The 19,457-nt window shown below is 63.7% G+C and carries 17 protein-coding genes; 12 read left to right on the forward strand and 5 right to left on the reverse strand.

Going from position 1 to position 19,457, the window contains the following annotated elements:
* The first annotated feature begins 86 nt into the window (after nucleotides 1-86).
* Nucleotides 87-440, forward strand: coding sequence for a YkgJ family cysteine cluster protein (locus CRO75_RS05380; protein WP_007932445.1), 354 nt, complete (start codon nucleotides 87-89; stop codon nucleotides 438-440).
* 83 nt (nucleotides 441-523) lie between these two features.
* Here the strand turns inward: CRO75_RS05380 and CRO75_RS05385 are convergent, their stop codons facing one another.
* Nucleotides 524-1,012 (reverse strand): Lrp/AsnC ligand binding domain-containing protein, encoded by a 489-nt coding sequence (locus CRO75_RS05385; protein ID WP_007932443.1) that lies wholly within the window; start codon nucleotides 1,010-1,012, stop codon nucleotides 524-526.
* A gap of 156 nt (nucleotides 1,013-1,168) precedes the next feature.
* On the opposite strand from CRO75_RS05385, the gene dadA reads away from it, so the two are divergent.
* The 6 genes from dadA (at nucleotide 1,169) to CRO75_RS05415 (ending at nucleotide 7,302) form a co-directional block, all read left to right on the forward strand.
* Nucleotides 1,169-2,470 (forward strand): D-amino acid dehydrogenase, encoded by a 1,302-nt coding sequence (gene dadA / locus CRO75_RS05390; protein ID WP_097134725.1) that lies wholly within the window; start codon nucleotides 1,169-1,171, stop codon nucleotides 2,468-2,470.
* Complete coding sequence (locus CRO75_RS05395; RefSeq protein WP_097134651.1) at nucleotides 2,442-2,795, forward strand: RidA family protein; 354 nt, start codon at nucleotides 2,442-2,444, stop codon at nucleotides 2,793-2,795. Before dadA ends, CRO75_RS05395 begins: the two co-directional genes overlap by 29 nt.
* Nucleotides 2,796-2,890: 95 nt before the next feature.
* The gene (alr, locus tag CRO75_RS05400; protein ID WP_097134652.1) at nucleotides 2,891-3,967 is read left to right on the forward strand and encodes an alanine racemase; all 1,077 of its coding nucleotides are present in this window, start codon (nucleotides 2,891-2,893) and stop codon (nucleotides 3,965-3,967) included.
* Between the two features lie 128 nt (nucleotides 3,968-4,095).
* Nucleotides 4,096-4,644 (forward strand): cupin domain-containing protein, encoded by a 549-nt coding sequence (locus CRO75_RS05405; protein WP_097134653.1) that lies wholly within the window; start codon nucleotides 4,096-4,098, stop codon nucleotides 4,642-4,644.
* A gap of 183 nt (nucleotides 4,645-4,827) precedes the next feature.
* Nucleotides 4,828-5,241, forward strand: a complete 414-nt coding sequence (locus CRO75_RS05410) for a c-type cytochrome (RefSeq protein WP_009046174.1) — start codon at nucleotides 4,828-4,830, stop codon at nucleotides 5,239-5,241.
* A 135-nt stretch (nucleotides 5,242-5,376) separates the two neighbouring features.
* Nucleotides 5,377-7,302, forward strand: coding sequence for an acetyl-CoA hydrolase/transferase C-terminal domain-containing protein (locus tag CRO75_RS05415; protein ID WP_097134654.1), 1,926 nt, complete (start codon nucleotides 5,377-5,379; stop codon nucleotides 7,300-7,302).
* 115 nt (nucleotides 7,303-7,417) lie between these two features.
* Here the strand turns inward: CRO75_RS05415 and CRO75_RS05420 are convergent, their stop codons facing one another.
* Together CRO75_RS05420 and rep are read right to left on the reverse strand one after the other, a co-directional pair.
* Nucleotides 7,418-7,987: a xanthine phosphoribosyltransferase gene (locus CRO75_RS05420; protein ID WP_009051549.1), complete on the reverse strand. Its 570-nt coding sequence runs from the start codon at nucleotides 7,985-7,987 to the stop codon at nucleotides 7,418-7,420.
* A gap of 87 nt (nucleotides 7,988-8,074) precedes the next feature.
* The gene (gene rep / locus CRO75_RS05425) at nucleotides 8,075-10,084 is read right to left on the reverse strand and encodes a DNA helicase Rep (RefSeq protein WP_009046172.1); all 2,010 of its coding nucleotides are present in this window, start codon (nucleotides 10,082-10,084) and stop codon (nucleotides 8,075-8,077) included.
* Nucleotides 10,085-10,350: 266 nt separating this feature from the next.
* On the opposite strand from rep, the gene CRO75_RS05430 reads away from it, so the two are divergent.
* On the forward strand, nucleotides 10,351-12,024 hold the full coding sequence (locus tag CRO75_RS05430) for a bifunctional diguanylate cyclase/phosphodiesterase (RefSeq protein WP_097134655.1): 1,674 nt from the start codon (nucleotides 10,351-10,353) through the stop codon (nucleotides 12,022-12,024).
* 42 nt (nucleotides 12,025-12,066) lie between these two features.
* Here the strand turns inward: CRO75_RS05430 and CRO75_RS05435 are convergent, their stop codons facing one another.
* Nucleotides 12,067-13,476, reverse strand: a complete 1,410-nt coding sequence (locus CRO75_RS05435) for a NorM family multidrug efflux MATE transporter (protein ID WP_177409723.1) — start codon at nucleotides 13,474-13,476, stop codon at nucleotides 12,067-12,069.
* A 156-nt stretch (nucleotides 13,477-13,632) separates the two neighbouring features.
* Between CRO75_RS05435 and CRO75_RS05440 the strand changes: the two genes are divergently transcribed.
* The 3 genes from CRO75_RS05440 to CRO75_RS05455 all read left to right on the forward strand — a co-directional run bounded on the left by CRO75_RS05440 (nucleotide 13,633) and on the right by CRO75_RS05455 (nucleotide 17,804).
* Nucleotides 13,633-14,553, forward strand: a complete 921-nt coding sequence (locus CRO75_RS05440; protein ID WP_007926627.1) for a LysR substrate-binding domain-containing protein — start codon at nucleotides 13,633-13,635, stop codon at nucleotides 14,551-14,553.
* A 189-nt stretch (nucleotides 14,554-14,742) separates the two neighbouring features.
* On the forward strand, nucleotides 14,743-16,719 hold the full coding sequence (locus tag CRO75_RS05450; protein WP_097134657.1) for a methyl-accepting chemotaxis protein: 1,977 nt from the start codon (nucleotides 14,743-14,745) through the stop codon (nucleotides 16,717-16,719).
* Between the two features lie 113 nt (nucleotides 16,720-16,832).
* A complete protein-coding gene (locus CRO75_RS05455; protein ID WP_085532854.1) occupies nucleotides 16,833-17,804 on the forward strand; it encodes a Ca2+-dependent phosphoinositide-specific phospholipase C in 972 nt (323 codons plus the stop codon).
* A gap of 4 nt (nucleotides 17,805-17,808) precedes the next feature.
* Here the strand turns inward: CRO75_RS05455 and CRO75_RS05460 are convergent, their stop codons facing one another.
* Nucleotides 17,809-18,735 carry an ABC transporter six-transmembrane domain-containing protein gene (locus CRO75_RS05460; protein WP_177409724.1) on the reverse strand — a complete coding sequence of 309 codons (927 nt, stop codon included), beginning with the start codon at nucleotides 18,733-18,735 and terminating at the stop codon, nucleotides 17,809-17,811.
* Between the two features lie 114 nt (nucleotides 18,736-18,849).
* On the opposite strand from CRO75_RS05460, the gene CRO75_RS05465 reads away from it, so the two are divergent.
* Entirely contained in the window at nucleotides 18,850-19,425 is a 576-nt protein-coding gene (locus tag CRO75_RS05465; protein WP_097134659.1) for a TetR family transcriptional regulator C-terminal domain-containing protein, read from the forward strand.
* The last annotated feature ends 32 nt before the right edge of the window (nucleotides 19,426-19,457 follow it).

Below are 19,457 nucleotides of genomic sequence, written 5' to 3' on the forward strand. Positions count from 1 at the left end.
GCGGCAACATTGGTCGGCCAGTGCTGTCTGCCATAGGGCTTTTAGGGCAAAATCGCGGCCTCTCCAGACTCCCGGTAAGCGCTTCGATGAGCTGCAACAGCCAGAAAATCCGCACGCTCCGACAGCAGATCCCCTCGTTCGAGTGTGTGCCCGGCTGTCACGACTGCTGTGGTCCGGTCACCACTTCGACCGAAGAGATGTCGCGCCTGCCGCGCAAGACCCGGGCCGAGCAGGACGCGGCGATGGAAGAGCTGAACTGTGTGCACCTGGGGCCCAATGGCTGCACGGTGTATGACGAGCGGCCGCTGATCTGTCGCCTGTTCGGCACCACGCCGAGCCTGCCATGCCCCAATGGCCGGCGCCCGGTGGAGCTGATCCACCCGCGGGTGGAGAAGCAGATCCATGAATACATGGCGAGCACCCGGCAGGTGCTGGTCTGACCCGAGGCCATCGCGGGCCTGTAGGCGCGAGGCTTGCCCGCGACAGCGATTGCCCTGACGACGGGGCCTGCGGGCCGTTGTGATCAATCCGGAATCGGCAGGCTCAGGCTCTCTTTCACCTCTTCCATCACGATATAGCTCTTGGATTCGCGCACGTGGGGCAGCTTGAGCAGGATGTCGCCCAGCAGTTTGCGGTACGAGGCCATTTCGGAAATCCGCGCCTTCACCAGGTAGTCGAAGTCCCCCGACACCAGGTGGCATTCCAGTACATGCGGCAGTTTCAGCACGGCGCGGCGGAACTCCTCGAAGGTGTCGCCGGACTTGTAGTCCAGGCTGATTTCGACGAACACCAGCAGGCTACCCTTGAGGTGCTGCGGGTTGAGCCGGGCGTTGTAGCCCATGATGATGCCTTCGCGCTCCAGGCGGCGGACCCGCTCGGTGCACGGTGTGGTCGACAGCCCGACCTTTTCCCCCAGCTCGGTAAAGGAGATGCGTCCATCGGCCTGCAGGATGCGCAGGATATTGCGATCTATCTTGTCCAGCTCACGCTTTGTCTGATGGTTGGTACGCATAGGGGATGCGCCTCCGTGAAAAGGGTTTTTGCCGAGAATTCTCGCCAAATATAGGCGTTTATATAGTGAAAAGCACTGGTCATTGCTTTTTATACTGCGCACATCTTCGCTCTGAATAACAAACGTCAGCGGTTATCCGCGATGAGGGATATGAAAATGCGCGTTCTGGTCTTGGGTAGCGGCGTGATCGGTACCACCAGTGCCTACTATCTGGCCCGTGCCGGTTTCGAAGTGACCGTCGTCGACCGTCAGCCGGCCGTCGCCATGGAAACCAGCTTCGCCAACGCCGGCCAGGTTTCTCCGGGTTACGCCTCGCCCTGGGCCGCGCCGGGCGTGCCGCTCAAGGCCATCAAGTGGTTGCTGCAGCGTCACGCGCCGCTGGCGATCAAGGCCACCGCCGACATCAATCAATACCTGTGGATGGCGCAGATGCTGCGCAACTGCACCGCTGCCCGCTATGCGGTGAACAAGGAGCGCATGGTCCGCCTGTCCGAGTACAGCCGCGACTGCCTCGACGAACTGCGCGCGGAAACCGGCATCGCCTATGAAGGCCGCAGCCTGGGGACCACCCAGCTGTTCCGCACCCAGGCGCAACTGGATGGCGCGGCCAAGGATATCGCCGTGCTCAAGGAATCCGGCGTGCCTTTTGAAGTGCTGGACCGCGAGGGCATCGCCCGCGTCGAGCCGGCCCTGGCCAGCGTGACCGACATCCTGGCCGGCGCCCTGCGCCTGCCGAACGACCAGACTGGCGACTGCCAGATGTTCACCACGCGCCTGGCGCAAATGTGCACCCAGCTGGGTGTGGAGTTCCGCTTCGACCAGGACATCCAGCGCCTGGACTTCGCCGGCGACCGCATCAACGGCGTCTGGATCGACGGCAAGCTGGAAACCGCCGACCGCTACGTGCTGGCCCTCGGCAGCTACTCGCCGCAACTGCTCAAGCCGCTGGGCATCAAGGCCCCGGTGTATCCGCTCAAGGGCTACTCGCTGACCGTGCCGATCACCAACCCGGCCATGGCCCCGACTTCGACCATTCTCGACGAAACCTACAAGGTGGCGATCACCCGTTTCGACAACCGTATTCGCGTTGGCGGCATGGCTGAAATCGCCGGTTTTGACCTCTCGCTCAACCCGCGTCGGCGCGAAACGCTGGAGATGATCGTCAACGATCTTTATCCTCAGGGCGGTGATCTGTCCCAGGCCAGTTTCTGGACCGGCCTGCGTCCCACCACCCCGGACGGCACGCCGATCGTTGGCGCCACGCCCATGCGCAACCTGTTCTTGAACACCGGCCATGGCACGCTCGGCTGGACCATGGCCTGTGGTTCCGGTCGTCTGCTGGCCGATCTGATGGCGAAGAAAAAGCCGCAGATCAGCGCCGAAGGTCTCGATATTTCTCGTTACGGTAATCCTCAGGAGCCTGCAAAACATGTCAATCCAGCGCCAGCTCACCAATGAGCGCATGAGTCAGATCGTCGCCCACAGCGGTACCGTGTATCTGGCCGGGCAAGTCGGCGACGACCTGAACGCGGGGATTGAGCAGCAGACCCGTGAAACCCTCGCCAACATCGAGCGTTTGCTGGACCTGGCCGGCACTGACAAGTCGCGCCTGCTGTCGGTGACCATCTACCTGAAGGACATCGATGCACACTTCGCCGGGATGAACAGCGTATGGGACCAGTGGCTGCCAAAAGGCGTCGCCCCGGCCCGCGCAACCGTCGAAGCCAAGCTCTGCGAACCGGAAATCCTGGTCGAGCTGTCCGTCGTGGCCGCTCTGCCTTAAGCAAGATCCCTCTCCCGGTGCTGTTAATGGATGGCTCACGCCATCCGCCAGCGCCGGTTTTTTCTTCCCACATGACCGCCTAGAAGTCTGCCGCCATGCGTCCTGCCCGTGCCCTGATCGATCTTCAAGCCCTGCGTCACAACTACCAACTGGCCCGCGAAGCCTCGCCGGGCGCCCGTGCGCTCGCGGTGATCAAGGCCGATGCCTATGGCCATGGCGCGGTGCGCTGTGCCCAGGCGCTGGAAGCCGAGGCCGACGGCTTTGCCGTGGCCTGTATCGAAGAAGCCCTGGAGCTGCGGGCGGCGGGGATTCGTGCGCCGATATTGCTGCTTGAAGGTTTTTTCGAGGCTGATGAGCTGGACCTGATCGTCGAACATGATTTCTGGTGCGTGGTGCATTCGCTGTGGCAGCTGGAGGCCATCGAACAGGCCACCGTCGCCAAGCCACTGACGGTATGGCTCAAGCTGGATTCGGGCATGCACCGCGTCGGCCTGCATCCCAAGGATTACCAGCCGGCCTATCAGCGGCTGCTGGCCAGTGGCAAGGTGGCGAAGATCGTATTGATGAGCCACTTCGCCCGCGCCGACGAGCTCAGCTGCAGCAGCAGCGACGAGCAGGTCGCGGTGTTCGAGGCGGCGCGCCAGGGCTTGTCCGCCGAGATCAGCCTGCGCAACTCGCCAGCCGTGCTCGGCTGGCCGCACATCCCCAGCGACTGGGTGCGTCCCGGCATCATGCTGTATGGCTCGACCCCGTTCGAAGAGCCGCATCCACTGGCCGCGCGCCTGCAACCGGTGATGACCCTGGAGTCGAAGGTGATCTGCGTGCGCGAACTGCCGGCCGGCGAGCCGGTGGGGTACGGCGCCAAATTCGTCACGCCACGGCCGATGCGGATCGGCGTGGTGGCCATGGGGTACGCCGACGGTTATCCGCGGCATGCGCCGACCGGTGCGCCGGTGCTGGTGGCGGGGCAGCGTACCCAACTGCTCGGCCGGGTTTCCATGGACATGCTGTGCATCGACCTGAGCGACGTGCCAGAGGCCGGGCTGGGTTCTACCGTCGAGCTGTGGGGCAAGAACATCCTCGCCAGCGAGCTGGCGGCCGCGGCTGACACCATCCCTTATCAGCTGTTCTGCAACCTGCGCCGGGTGCCACGCGTCTATTCCGGGGACTGAGCGGCACAGCGCACTGCCGAAAGTCGCCTTGCCCCCTGGGATTGGGGCCCAAGTGTTGTAAATACTGAACGCTATCGCCATGATAACGCTCAACTACAACAACGCCTGATCCCTAGGAGGCTGCCGCATTGGACGTCGGTGAACGACTGCAATCCATCCGTAAACTCAAAGGCCTTTCCCAGCGTGAACTCGCCAAGCGCGCGGGCGTCACCAACAGCACCATTTCGATGATCGAGAAGAACAGCGTCAGCCCCTCGATCAGTTCGCTGAGAAAGGTTCTTGGCGGCATTCCCATGTCGATGGTCGAGTTTTTCTCGGAAGAAATCCTCCAGGAAAAACCCACCCAGATCGTCTACAAAGCCAACGAGTTGATCGATATTTCCGATGGCGCGGTGACCATGAAGCTGGTGGGCCGGGCGCATCCGAGCCGGGCGATCGCTTTTCTCAACGAGATCTATCCGCCGGGCGCCGATACCGGTGAAGAGATGCTCACCCATGAAGGCGAGGAAACCGGGATTCTCGTGGAAGGACGCCTGGAGCTGGTGGTGGGGCATGAGACATTCGTGCTCGAAGCCGGTGACAGCTACTATTTCGAAAGCACCAAACCGCACCGTTTCCGTAATCCTTTCGATGCACCCGCGCGACTAATCAGCGCAGCCACGCCCGCGAACTTCTAATAGAAGAGGCGTCCTGCAAGGATTGCAGCGGTGCCCGAAGCCGCATTTCGCCTCTCTCTAATCCCCCTTTGAATCTAGGGTTGTTTCAGAGTGGCGGGCTAACCGCTATACTTGCGCCCGCCCGCGAAACCGTGGCCGTGGGCGTGACTAGCCACCATTGAGGGTGTACGCGTGAACCTAATTATGAAAATGCTGGCTGCACCAGCAACCGTATTGGCCCTCTGGGCTGTCAGCGCTCAAGCTGCGACCAACGACGACATTGCCAAGCGCCTCGAGCCGGTTGGCCAGGTCTGCGTCCAGGGTCAGGAATGCAAGGGTATGGAAGTCGCTGTTGCCGCCGGTGGCGGTGGTGCGAAGACTCCAGACGAAGTGATTGCCAAGCATTGCAATGCTTGCCACGGCTCCGGCCTGCTGGGTGCGCCGAAAATCGGCGACGCCGCTGCCTGGAAAGAGCGCGCGGATCACCAGGGTGGCCTCGACGGCATCCTGGCCAAGGCCATTACCGGTATCAACGCGATGCCGCCTAAAGGCACCTGCGCCGACTGCTCCGACGAAGAGCTCAAAGGCGCCATCCAGAAGATGTCCGGCTTGAAATAAGCACGGATCTTGCGCAAAAAAGCCGCTTACGAGCGGCTTTTTTCATGCCTGCGATTCGGCCGCTACTGTTCATTGCAGCAAAGACCCGGCAAGCTCGGTCCAACCTCAAATTCATGGAAGGTCCTGGAGGATCGGATGGTGCAGTCATGTTCTATCGAGCGGGCGGTCGATGAGGTCCTGGCACGCTTGCCGGCGCATATTCACATGGGTATGCCGCTGGGGCTGGGCAAACCCAACCGTTTCGCCAATGCCCTGTATCGTCGCATCGCGCAGCTGCCCGAGCGCCAGTTGACCCTCTATACCGCCCTGAGCCTGGGCCGCCCGCCGCTGGGCGATGGCCTGCAACGGCGCTTCCTCGAGCCTTTCATCGAGCAGGTCTTCGGCGACTACCCCGAGCTGGACTTCCTCGCCGACCTGCACCGCAACCAGGTGCCGGCCAATATTCATATCGAACAGTTCTTCATGCAGCCCGGCAGCCTGCTCAACAGCCCGGCGGCGCAGCAGGATTATGTCTGCAGCAACTACAGCCACGCCGCGCGCGACATCAATGCCGCCGGCCTGAACCTGGTCGCGCAACTGGTGGCCCGGGACCCGCAGCAAACCGACCGCCTGAGCCTGAGTTGCAACCCGGACATCACCCTCGACCTGTTGCCGATGATCGCCGAGCGACGTGCCGCCGGCGAAACCATCCTGCTGCTGGGCCAGGTGCATCGCGACCTGCCTTACATGCCGGGCGACGCCGAAATCGACTCCGCCACCTTCGACCTGTTGATCGACGAAGAGGAGAGCAGCACGCTGTTTTCCACGCCGAACATGCCGGTGGGGTTCCAGGATCACTTTATCGGCCTGCACGCCAGCACCCTGGTGCGCGACGGCGGCACCCTGCAGATCGGCATCGGCTCCATGGGCGACGCATTGACGGCGGCGTTGCTGGCACGCCAGGCGGACAACGACGGTTATCGGGCGCTGCTGGCGGACCTGGAGATCCAGTGCTGGAAGCCGCTGATCGAGCGCGAAGGCGGGGTGGAGCCTTTCGCCAAGGGCCTTTATGGCTGCAGCGAGATGTTCGTCAATGGCCTGCTGGCCCTGGCCGATGCCGGCATCGTACGGCGCAAGGTCTACCCTTCGGTGGCCCTGCAGCAACAGGCCAACGCCGGGACGCTGGATAAAGACCAGGCGCTGGGCGGAGTGTCGGTGCATGGCGGCTTTTTCCTCGGACCGCGCAGCTTCTACCAGCGCCTCAGGGACCTGCCCAAGAGCAAGCTCGGCGAGTTCAACATGACCGCCATCAGCTACATCAACGAGCTGTACGGCGACGAAGAACTCAAGCGCCTGCAGCGCCTGGACGCGCGCTTTATCAACAGCTCGATCATGGTCACCCTGCTGGGCGCCGGGGTGGCGGATCAGCTGGAAGACGGCCGGGTGCTCAGCGGCGTCGGCGGGCAATACAACTTCGTCGCCCAGGGCCATGCGCTGCGAGGCGCGCGCTCGATCCTGATCCTGCGCAGCTGGCGCGAATCCGCGGGCCTGGTCAGCTCCAACATCGTCTGGGAATACAGCCACTGCACCATCCCGCGGCACCTGCGGGACATCGTGGTCACCGAGTACGGCATCGCCGATCTGCGCGGCAAGACCGATGCGAAGGTCATCGAAGCGCTGCTCAATATCAGCGACTCGCGGTTCCAGCCGGGCCTGATCGAACAGGCGCAGAAGGCCGGCAAGTTGCCCAAGGATTTCCGCCTCGATCCGCGTTTTACCGACAACCACCCGCAACGCCTGCTGGCGATCCAGGCACGGCACCGGCACCTGTTCCCGGAATATCCGTTGGGCAGCGATTTCAGCGCAGAGGAGCGGGATTTGCTGCGGGCGCTGAACTGGCTGAAGAGCAAGTTCAAGCTCAGCGAGATTCTCGAATTGGGCAAGGCGGCGCTGGATGCGCCACCGCCCGAAGCCTTCCCGGCGCATCTGCAACGGATGCAACTGGTGAAGCCCGATGGCTGGCGCGAGGAGATCTATCAGCGTTTGCTGCTGGCCGCCTTACGCGAGACAGCGCAGGCATAAGGTAGACGCCTGGCAGCGTCATCGCGGGCAATCGAGCGTCGACCGGCTGCTCCTACAGAAGCGAGCGGCGTCTGTAGGTGCGAGGCTGGCTTGCGATTGAAGAGGCAACGCCTCTTTAGATAAAGCTCACCACGCCACCGGCCAGGGACTTGACCCGGGCCAGGGATTCCACGCGATAGCCTTGCGCGTCCAGTTCGGCGCGGCCGCCCTGGAACGATTTCTCGATCACGATGCCCAGGCCAGCCACGGTGGCGCCCGCCTGCTTGATGATCGAGATCAGCGCCTGGGACGCCTTACCGTTGGCCAGGAAGTCATCGATGATCAGCACGCGGTCGCTGCTGGTCAGGTGACGCGGGGAAATCGCCACGGTGCTTTCGGTCTGCTTGGTGAACGAGTACACGGTCGCCGACAGCAGGTTCTCGGTCAGGGTCAGGGACTGGTGCTTGCGCGCGAAGATCACCGGTACGCCCAGGTTCAGGCCGGTCATGATCGCCGGAGCGATGCCCGAGGCTTCGATGGTGACGATCTTGGTGATGCCCGAATCCTTGAACAGCGTGGCGAATTCGTCGCCGATCAGCTTCATCAAGGCCGGGTCGATCTGGTGGTTCAGAAAGGCGTCGACTTTCAGGACCTGGTCGGAAAGCACGATGCCTTCTTCGCGAATTTTCTTGTGCAGTGCTTCCATGAAGCTTTCCTCTGTTGACGCCTTGTGCGCCTGAGCTCTGATAAAAGGTGTTCGGTTAAAAATGCTGCGATTAAAAAATGGCCAATTCTAGCGCTTTAACATCGCCCGTATATCCGCCAGTGCGTTGTTGCCGCGCACGGCTTTGACTTCGGTCGGGGTGTCGTCGTTGCCTTCCCACGCCAGGTCGTCCGGCGGCAGTTCGTCGAGGAAACGGCTGGGGGCACAGTCGATGATTTCACCGTACTGCTTGCGCTTGGCGGCGAAGGTGAAGGCCAGGGTCTGGCGCGCGCGGGTGATGCCCACGTAGGCCAGGCGGCGCTCTTCCTCGATGGTGTCGGCTTCGATACTGGAGCGGTGGGGGAGGATTTCCTCCTCCATGCCCATGATGAACACATAGGGGAATTCCAGGCCCTTGGAGGCATGCAGGGTCATCATCTGCACGCCTTCGGCGCCGTCTTCCTCTTCCTGCTGACGCTCCAGCATGTCGCGCAGCACCAGCTTGCCGATGGCGTCTTCGACGGTCATTTCGCCGTCTTCGTCTTTTTCCAGGGTGTTCTTCAGCGCCTCGATCAGGAACCACACGTTACCCATGCGGTAATCGGCGGCCTTGTCGCTGGAGCTGTTGGTGCGCAGCCAGTTCTCGTAGTCGATGTCCATGACCATGCTGCGCAAGGCGGAGATCGGGTCTTCGCCGGCGCACTGCTCGCGCACCTTGTCCATGAAGCGCTTGAAGCGCGCCAGGCGGTCGGTGAAGCGGCTGTCCAGGTGTTCGCCCAGGCCGATTTCGTCGGTGGCGGCGTACATCGAGATCTTGCGTTCGGTGGCGTAGTTGCCGAGTTTTTCCAGGGTGGTCGAGCCGATTTCCCGGCGCGGCACGTTGATCACCCGCAGGAAGGCGTTGTCGTCGTCCGGGTTCACGATCAGGCGGAAGTAGGCCATCAGGTCCTTCACTTCCTGGCGCCCGAAGAAGCTGTTGCCGCCCGACAGGCGATAGGGAATCTGGTGATGCTGCAGCTTCAGCTCGATCAGCTTGGCCTGGTAGTTGCCGCGATAGAGGATCGCGAAATCGCTGTAGGGCCGGTCGGTGCGCAGGTGCAGGCTGAGGATTTCCATGGCCACCCGCTCGGCCTCGGCGTCCTCGTTGCGGCAGCGGATCACGCGGATCTCGTCGCCATGGCCCATCTCGCTCCACAGCTGTTTCTCGAACTCGTGGGGGTTGTTGGAGATCAGCACGTTGGCGCAGCGCAGGATGCGGCTGGTGGAGCGGTAGTTCTGCTCGAGCATCACCACCTTCAAGGACGGGTAGTCTTCCTTGAGCAGCATCAGGTTTTCCGGGCGGGCGCCGCGCCAGGCGTAGATCGACTGGTCGTCGTCGCCCACCACGGTGAACTGGTTGCGCTTGCCGATGAGCATTTTCACCAGCAGGTACTGGCTGGCGTTGGTGTCCTGGTATTCGTCCACCAGCAGGTAGCGCACTTTGTTCTGCCACTTCTCCAGGATGTCGGCGTGTTCCTCGAACAGCTTCACCGGCAGCAGGATCAGGTCGTCGAAGTCCACCGCGTTGAACGCCTTGAGCGTGCGCTGGTAGTGGGTGTAGACGATGGCCGCGGTCTGTTCCTTGGGGTTGCGCGCGTTTTCCAGGGCCTGGGCCGGCAGGATCAGGTCGTTCTTCCAGGCGCCGATCATGTTCTTGATCTCGTCGACGCCGTCGTCGCCCGAGTATTCCTTTTGCATGATGTCGGTCATCAGGGCCTTGACGTCGGTCTCGTCGAAGATCGAGAAGCCCGGCTTGTAGCCCAGCCGCACATGCTCCTTGCGGATGATGTTCAGCCCCAGGTTGTGGAAGGTCGACACGGTCAGGCCGCGGCCCTCGCCACTGCGCAGCAGGGTGCCGACCCGTTCCTTCATCTCCCGCGCGGCCTTGTTGGTGAAGGTCATGGCGACGATGTACTGCGCGCGAATGCCGCAGTTCTGGATCAGGTGGGCGATCTTGCGCGTGATTACACTGGTCTTGCCGGAGCCAGCACCGGCGAGCACCAAAAGAGGGCCGCCGACGTAGTTCACGGCTTCTTGCTGCCGGGGATTGAGTCGGGACATGACGAAAAAAGGGGTCTGTAGCGAAATGGGCGGGCATTTTAACAGGCTGGACGGATTCTGCTGCTCTCTCCGACTTGTGACGCAGCACGCTATCTAAATTTGCCGGTTTTGATACTTTCCCTCAGGATGCGCGCTGAATATGCGTCTAATGTTCGAGTTAGAGCGGTACAAGAAATTGCGCTTGATAATCAATATCATTTGTCATTGTTTATCTGCGCGTCATAATGCCCGCCGCCAACTTCTATTACAGAGTCTAGGGAGCTAGCTTGTCCAAGCCTGTCGAACCCTTGCGCTTGCTGCTGCTGGCCGAAGAGCCGGCGTGGGCAGCGTTGTTGCGCGAGTGTCTCGCTCCGTTGGGAGACTCGGTGGTGCTGATCAGTGCGCCGACCTGGGAATCTGTCAGCCGTCTGTTCGATGAAGACCGCTCTGCGATTCTGTTAACCGTTCCCCAACTGCAACCGGCTCCCGGTCGTTGCAGCCTGCCCACGGTATTGCTGCTGGAGCAGGAGCCGCTGAACACGCCCGCCGGCGCCAGCGACTGGCTGGTGAATAAAAACCTCACCACCGATACGGTGCGCCGTTGCCTGCGCCATGTGCGCGAGCGCGGGGTACTGGAAAGCACCCTGTTGCGCCTGGCCGAGCAGGACCCTTTGACCGGCATCGCCAACCGCCAGGGTTTCCAGACCCTGCTGGCGGCGCGCCTGGCGGAAAACGAAGGACGCGGGCTGGCGTTGGGGCACCTGGACCTGGACAACTTCCGCCATGCCAACGATGCGCTGGGCCACCAGGCCGGCGACCGGTTGATCCTGCAAGTGGTCTCGCGGCTCAAGAGCCAGCTTGAGGCCGGCGACCAGCTGGCGCGCCTGGGCAGCGACGAATTCGCCCTGCTGATCGATACCCGCCGGGCGCCGCAACGCGCCGAGTGGATGGCCGAACGCATCGCCGAAGTCATGGCCGAGCCGTACTGGATCGATGGCGAAAGCCTGCTGATCGGCTGCAGCCTGGGCATCGCCCACGCCAGGGCGAATGCCGGCGCCGACCCGCTGATGTGGCACGCGCACATCGCCATGCAGCAGGCCAAAAGTACCCAGGGCTGTACCTTTCACATCTTCAACGAACGCATCAACCGCAATGCCCGCAGCCTCGCCGACCTGGAAAGCGAACTGCGCCGGGCCTTGCGCCGCGACGAGCTGGAGTTGCACTACCAGCCGCGCCTGAATCTGCATGACGGGCAGATCGTCGGCCTCGAGGCCCTGGTGCGCTGGCGCCACGGCGAGCGCGGGCTGTTGCCGCCGAGCGAGTTCGTGCCCCTGGCCGAGCAGAGCGGCTTGATTGTGCCGCTGGGCTACTGGGTGATTTCCCGGGCGCTGCGCGACATGCAGGCCCTGCGCGAACGTGGCCTGGCGCCGCTGCACATGGCGGTCAACCTGTCGTTCCGCCAGTTCCAGGACAGCCAGCTGCTGTCGACCCTCAGCCGGCTGATTGCCGAGCGGGGTGTCGAGGCGCAATGGCTGGAATTCGAGCTGACCGAAACCGCGGTGATGCGCCGCAGCGACCTGGTCAAGCAGACCATGGATGCGTTGGGTCGGCTGGGGGTGCGGTTTTCCCTGGACGATTTCGGCACCGGGTTCTCGTCCTTCGTGCACCTCAACAGCCTGCCGATTGCCTTGTTGAAGATCGACAAAAGCTTTGTCGGCGGCATGGAGCAGCGCGAAGAGAACCGCAAGCTGGTGCACGCCATGATCAACCTGGCCCACAACCTCCATCTCGAGGTGGTGGCCGAGGGCGTGGAAACCCCCGAGCAACTGGCCTTGCTGCGCAGCTTCGGCTGCGACCAGGCGCAGGGCTACCTGATCAGCAAGCCGCTGCCGCTGGCGGAACTGGTGGAGTACCTGACGTTCGGCGCAAGCCAGCAGGTCCTGGTCGGCGAGGTCAGCTGACGGCACCCCGCTGTAGCGGCAGGAGCCCTCAAGCTCCTGCCGCTACAGGGAATCCCGGGCGGCCTGGAAGCTATCCTGCGGAGCAGGCTCCGCACCTTCCCGGCGAATCATCCGGCGCATCTTCCATTCGAAAGCCAGGGTCAGGCTGATGGCGGCGCACGCCAGCCCCGATGCCAGGCCCCACCACACGCCGGTCGCGCCCCAGCCCAGGGTGAAGGCCATCAGCCAGGCCGCCGGCGCACCGATCAGCCAATAGCAGCCCAGGCCCACGAGGAAGGTGGTCTTGGCGTCCTTGAGCCCGCGAATCGCGCCCATGGCGATGGTCTGCGTGCCATCGAACAGCTCGAACCAGGCTGCGACCGCCAGCAGGCTGACCGCGAGGTTGATCACCTCGCGAAAGGCCGGGTCGTCATGGTCGAGGAACAGCCCGATCAACTGGTTCGGCAGCAGCCAGAAGACCATGGCGAAACCCAGCATGGCCGCGCCGCCAAAGGCGATCCCGACCCGGCCGGCCATGCGCGCGTGCAACAGCTGCCCGGCACCGTAGTGCTGGCCGATGCGCATGGTGATCGCGTAGGAGATCCCGGCCGGCACCATGAAGGCCACGGAAACGATCTGCAGGGCGATCTGGTGCGCCGCCAGCTGGGTGCTGCCCATGGTGCCCATGCACAGCGCGGCGAAGGCGAACAGCCCGACTTCCACCGCGTAGGTGCCGCCGATGGGCAGGCCCAGGCGCCAGAGTTCCCGCAGGTAGTGGCGATTGGGCCGCGCCAGGCCCTGGCGCAGCGGGTAGGCGGCATAGGCCGGGTGGCGCTTGATGTGCCAGGCCAGCGCCAGGGCCATGCAGTTGGCGACGATCGCGGTGACCAGGCCGATCCCCACCAGCCCCAGCTTCGGCAGGCCGAACATGCCGGTGATCAAGGCGTAGTTGAGCAGGAAGTTGGCCACGGTGCCGGCCAGGCTGATGACCATCACCGGCGTGGCGCGGCCGATGGCGCTGGTGAAGCCGCGCAGGGCCATGAAGCTCAGGTAGCCGGGCAGGGCGAACGGCAGGATCAGCAGGAACTGGCCGGCTGACTGCACGTTGGTTTCGGTCTGGCCGAACAGCAGCAACACCGGCTTGAGGTTCCACAGCAGCAGGCCGGCGACCAGCGCCATCAGCCACGCCAGCCAGAGGCCGGCCTGGGTCAGGCGCGCGGCGCCTTCGATGTCGCCGGCGCCCTGGCGAATCGCGACCAGGGTGCCGACCGCCGCGATCACGCCGATGCAGAAGATCGACACGAACGAATAGGTGGCCGCGCCCAGGCCACCGCCGGCCAGGGCTTCCGGGCTGAGGCGGGCCATCATCAGGGTGTCGGTCAGCACCATCAGCATGTGCGCCAACTGTGAGGCGATCAGCGGCCCGGCCAGCCGCAGGATGGCCCAGAGTTCGGTGCGTGCTGGATGCTGCATGGTCATCGGTCTCGATAGGGGGAAGGGAGTCAAGAGGGTTGATTCTCGGCGCTCTCGTCGACTTTCACAAAGGGATAAAAACGATTGGTGGCATGATTAAAACTCATGCTTGCGGATTCTGGTAACTTGGCGCCATTGCGCCTGTGGAGTGCTGCCATGCCCCGTCGTCTTCCGCCCCTGTATGCCTTGCGCGCCTTTGAAGCCGCGGCGCGATACAGCTCGTTCACCCGCGCGGCCGAAGAGCTGTCGATCACCCAGAGTGCGGTCAGCCGGCATATCCGCACCCTGGAAGACCACTTCGCCTGCCGGCTGTTCCAGCGCAGCGGGCGCAACCTGCAACTGACCGAAGCCGCGCGCCTGCTGCTGCCAGGCATTCGCGAGGGCTTCACCGCCCTCGAGCGCGCCTGCGATACCTTGCGCGCCGAGGACGGCATCTTGCGCATGAAGGCACCCTCGACCCTGACCATGCGCTGGCTGCTGGCGCGCCTGAGCCGGTTCCGCCATCTGCAACCGGGCAACGAAGTGCAACTGACCAGCGCCTGGATGGACGTCGATTCGGTGGACTTCAACCAGGAGCCCTTCGACTGCGCGGTGCTGCTGAGCAACGGCCACTTTCCGCCGGACTGGGAAGCCAGCTACCTGTTTCCGGAACTGCTGATCCCGGTGGGCGCGCCGAACCTGCTCAACGACCAGCCATGGGATGTGGCGCGGCTGGCGGCCACCGAGCTGCTGCACCCGACGCCAGATCGCCGCGACTGGCGCAACTGGCTGGAGCGCATGGGCCTGTCCGAGCAGGTCTCGCTCAAGGGCGGGCAGGTGTTCGACACCCTGGAGCTGGGCATGATCGCCGCGGCCCGCGGCTACGGGGTTTCCATGGGCGACCTGCTGATGGTGGCCGAGGATGTGGCCCAGGGACGCCTGAGCCTGCCCTGGCCGACGGCGGTGGCCAGTGGCGAGAATTACTACCTGGTCTGGCCCAAGACCCGGCCTGGAGGTGAACGTTTGCGCCGCCTCAGCGATTTTCTCCAGAACGAGGTCCGCGCCATGCAATTGCCCGACGTAGAGCGTCTCGGCTGAAACGATGAAGGCCCCGTGACCAGGGGCCTGCGCGATACCCGTCCAGCGCGCTCAAGTATTGATCGGTGCCGCCGAATCCTTGGAAGTGGAACCTTCGTTCTGAGAGGTTCCGACACCTCATTCTTATTAGAACCATTGCCGAGCGTGTGACGCGATCAGGACGATCCGGTCTCTCGGCCAGGAGCTGTCATGCCTCAACCTCGTGCCCGGATCGCCTCGCAGCTTGGTCTCGCACTCGCCGTGGTACTGGCGATCGTGATCAGCGGCAGTACTGTCTTCGCCCTGCGCTCGCTGGACGCCGCCAACCTCGCCACCCGGGAAGAACACCTGGCCAGTGAGGCACGGCTGCTGGCCGACCAGCTCAATACCTTCCACGGCACCCTGCGCGAAAGCACCCAGCGCCTGAGCGGGCTGTTCGAAAAGCGTTTCAGCGGCGGCCTGAGCCTGCACCCGGACCAGCCGGTGACTGTGGCCGGTACCCAGACTCCGGGCCTGCACCTGGGCGACGTGGTGCTGAACAACAATTTCGAGGAGGTCGACGAGTTCAAGCAGATGACCGCCGGCGTGGCGACGGTGTTCGTGCGCAGCGGCGACGACTTCATCCGCGTCAGCACCTCGCTGAGCAAGCAGGACGGCAGCCGCGCCATCGGCACCCTGCTGGACCATGGGCACCCGGCTTACCAGAAACTCATGGCGGGGCAGAGCTATGTCGGCCGCGCGCTGCTCTTCGAGCGCCTGTACATGACCCAATACACGCCGGTGCGGGACAGCGCCGGCCAGGTGATTGCGGTGCTGTTCGTCGGCTTCGACTACACCGATGCGCAGAACGCCCAGTTCGACAACCTCAAGCGCTTCCGCATCGGCCAGACCGGTTCCCTGGCGTTGCTCGACGAACAGCAAAAGTGGCTGGTGCCGCCGGCCGGCGTGCAGGCCCTGGAGCCGGCGGGGGCGACCATCGCTGAACTGGCCAGGCAGCCGGGCAAGGGCCACTTCTGGAGCGACAAGAACGAGGACTTCTACAGTGTCGCCGTGCCCTTCGAAGGCGGGCCCTGGTCGGTGGTGGCGAGCATGCCGAAGGCCGAGATTCGCGCGGTGACCTGGAGCGTCGGTCTGCGGCTGGTCATTGGCAGCCTGTTGGCAATGCTGCTGGCGGTGGGCGCCACGGTCTGGCTGCTGCGCAGCAAGCTTGCGCCGCTGGGCGATCTGGTGCGCCAGGCCGATGCCTTGGGTAAAGGCGACCTGAGTGCGCGCCTGAATGTCTCCAGCCAGGATGAGATCGGCCAATTGGCAGGCAGTTTCAACCAGATGGGCCAGGCCCTGTCGACCATGGTCGAGCACATCCGCAAGGCCGCCGCGGAGGTCAACGGCCGGGCCCAGGCGTTGTCCGGGTTGTCGGGCGGGGCGTACGAGGGCATGGAACAGCAGTCGGGCGAGATCAGCAGCATGGCCGGGGCGGTGGAGGAGTTCAGCGCCACCTCGCTGAACATTGCCGACAACATGGGCAACACCGAGCGCCTGGCCCAGGAAAATGCCCAGCAGACGCGGATCGGCCGCACCTCGATGGAGGAAGCCTCGGCGTCGCTGGAGCAGATCGCCGGCGCCTTGAACAGCACAGCCAATGTGATCAATACCCTGGGCCAGCGCTCCGAGGAAATCGGCGGCATCGTCGGGGTGATCACCGCGATTGCCGACCAGACCAACCTGCTGGCGCTGAACGCCGCCATCGAGGCCGCGCGTGCCGGCGAGCAAGGCCGCGGCTTTGCCGTGGTCGCCGACGAGGTACGCAACCTGGCCTCGCGCACCCGCGAAGCCACCGATGAAATCTCTGGGATGATCAACAGCATCCAGCAGGAAACCGGCAACGCCATCGCCACCATGGAGCAGGGCAATGTGCTGATGCAGGAAGGCCTGTCGCGCAACGCCAATGTCGCCTCGGCCCTGGCGCGCATCGACGAGCAGAGCCGCTCGGCCGGCCAGCAGTTCGCCGCGATCACCACCGCGACCCAGGAGCAGAGCAGCACGGCGACCCTGCTCAGCAGCAACCTGCAAAGCATTGCCCTGGCCAACAGCGAACAACGCGAAGTGGTGTCGAACCTGGCGATCACCGCCAAGGAGCTGGAGAAGCTGGCGGCGGACTTGCGCCAGGAGGTCGATCGCTTCCGTTGATAGCGGTTGCGTGGTCGTTGACCGCGACTGGGGAGGCCGATTGCAAATGCGCGGGGCTGGGCTAAACCATAGGGGCGATTTCCCTACAGGATGCCTTCCCGGCAGGAGCTGACATGTCCCGTCTCACTCGCTTTGCCCTCCGTACCGCCGTGCTGCCCCTGGTGCTGGCCAGCCAGATGGCGTCCAGCCAGGAGGCTGTGGGATTCATTTCCCCGGCTTCCTGGTACACCGCCTTCAACGCTATCGCCCAGGTGGCGTGCCATAACTGCTACGAAAAACAGTACGCCGGCACCTTCACCAGCGTGCTCGACAGCGTGCGCACCCTGGAGCTGGACTTCTGGGACCAACGCGATGCGGTCACCGGAGGTTCGCCCCGCCACTGGTTCGTGCGGCACAACCCCGGCAGCCTGTTCCAGTCCGGCAATGACAACAATTGCACCGGCGACGGCAACGGCACCAACGATCTCGAGGCCTGCCTCAACGACATCAAGCTCTGGAGCGACAGCCATCCCGGGCACTTCCCGATTACCCTGATCCTCGACAAGAAGCAGGGCTGGTCGAAGGAAAGCTCCGGGCGTACGCCGAAAGACTTCGATGACCTGGTCAGCCGGATTTTCCAGGGCAAGCTCTACACCCCGGGCGACCTGGCCCAGCACCTGGGTGTCAGCAGCAGTGCCTTGCAGGGCTCGCTCAAGGGCAAGTCCTGGCCGACCGCCAGCCAACTGCAGGGCAAGGTGCTGTTGGTGCTCAACCACTCGGAGAACCAGAAGCTCTCGCAATACGCCGAGGCCCGCACCACCAGCGCCAAGGTGTTCATTTCCCCGGTCACCAACGGCCAGAACGATGTCAGTGGCGAGGTCAGCGGCATGTCGAGGACGTCGTCCGGCTACGTGGCCATGAACAACATGGGCAAGGGCGACAAGCAGTGGGCCGCGCAAGCCTTTGCCTACAGCCACATCGGTCGCGTGTGGGGCGATGACGGCGTGTCGTTCACCCAGCACATCGCCGAGAAGGTCAATCTGTCGGCGTATTACAAGTTCGCCGAAGCCAAGGATGGCAACGGCTATCGCATCCGGCCGTTCTGAGGTTTCAGCGGGGCTCGGCCGGTTCGGCGAGGCCCGGGTCCACCCGCTTGCCGATATCCCGCAGGCGCGCCAGTTGATCGACCATGGTCGGCGCTTCATCCAGGCTGCTGACAAAGGTCCACAGGTAGGTCATCACCGCGTACACATGGCCGGCCTTGACCCCCTCGGTCAGCGCTAGCTGGCTGATGGCGATCACGAACAGCAGCGCGGCCGCCGAGCCAAGCAGCAGATAGGCCGCGGCCTCGCGGTCCGATAACCAGATCCGCAGCCGCGACAGTAGCCGGTAGTGCCGTTGCAGGGAGGTGGCGCCGACCTTGGCCACCAGGCCGATTTCCTTTTCCAGCCGGTCGTTGAGGCGCTCATGCAGCTCCTGATTGCGTCGGGCGAAGCGCGGCAGCAGGGTGACGCACAGCAGCAAGGTCAGCAGGCAGGCCAGGCCGACCCAGGGTTCGATCACCAGCAGCATCACCGCCGCGCCGACAATCGAGACCAGCGCGGTGGCGATGGTCGGAACGTGTTTCTCGAAGAAGTCGACGAACTCCCGGGCCAGCACCACCCGCGCCGCAGCGGTGGAGGTGCTCTGGTTCTGCAGGCGCTGGTTGAGAATCACCGGCACCGCGAGGTCGGCGTAGATCCGCGTGAAGGTGCGGGTATCCACCGCCCGCCGCGCGGCCCCGACCACCCAGAACGCCAGCACCACCAGGGCGTAGACCAGGGCGCTGCCGGCGTCGCCGCGAATGATCGAGTCCACGGCGAACCCGGCAAACAGCGGGTAGGCCAACAGCAACGCGTTCTCCAGCGCCACCAGCGACAAGGTGCAGAACAGCTTGCCGGGGTAGGCGCGGGCGATGGCTTTCAGGGTCTGGCTGGCGGATTGCTGACCGATTTTTTTGCTTTCATCGATCAGGACTTGCGGGGTAACGGCTGGCATGAGTGCACCGGATGGAAGATAAACGCTATTATTGAGCGATCGCTCAATGATATTTGAGCGACCGCTCAAAATGCAAGCGCCATCCATCCACCGGCGCCCTGAGGTAATGCCCGCATGTCCCGTACCGACCGCAAAGACCAGATCATCGCCGCCGCCCTGGAGCTGTTTCTCAGCAAGGGCTTCGCCGCCGTTTCCACCCGCGACCTGGCGGACCACGCCGGCCTGTCCCGTAGCCACATCTATCACTATTTCAGCGATTGGAATGAATTGCGTCGTGAAGCCTTCGTGCGCTTCGCCACCGAGCAACTGGACGCCGTAGGCGCGCCCCTGGTTGGCTTGCCGCCGCTGGAGGCCCTGCATGGATTCCTGCGCGATTGCCTGCCGGTGTCTGCCGAAGACAGCTGGGCGCTGTGGCTCGATGCCTGGGATGAAGCCATGCACGACACCGCGCTGGCGGAGGCCTACCAGAGGGTGGATGAGCAGTGGCAGGCCCTGCTCGCCAGCATCATCGAAGCCGGCGTGCAGGCCCAGGTTTTCCAATGCGCATCACCCGCACGCGCAGCCCGGCAGATCTTCGCCCAGATCATGGGCCATGCCGACGGCCTGTTGCTGCGACCCTCGGCCGAGGCCGCCGCAGCGGCGATGGACGAGGTGATGGAAGTGGTTGAGCTGTTATTGAAGATTCGCTGAGCCCTGGAGAGGCGTTCGAGTGTGCCGGCCTG

The sequence above is a fragment of the Pseudomonas sp. LAMO17WK12:I10 genome, from assembly GCF_900215185.1.
Lineage (GTDB): Bacteria > Pseudomonadota > Gammaproteobacteria > Pseudomonadales > Pseudomonadaceae > Aquipseudomonas > Aquipseudomonas chlororaphis.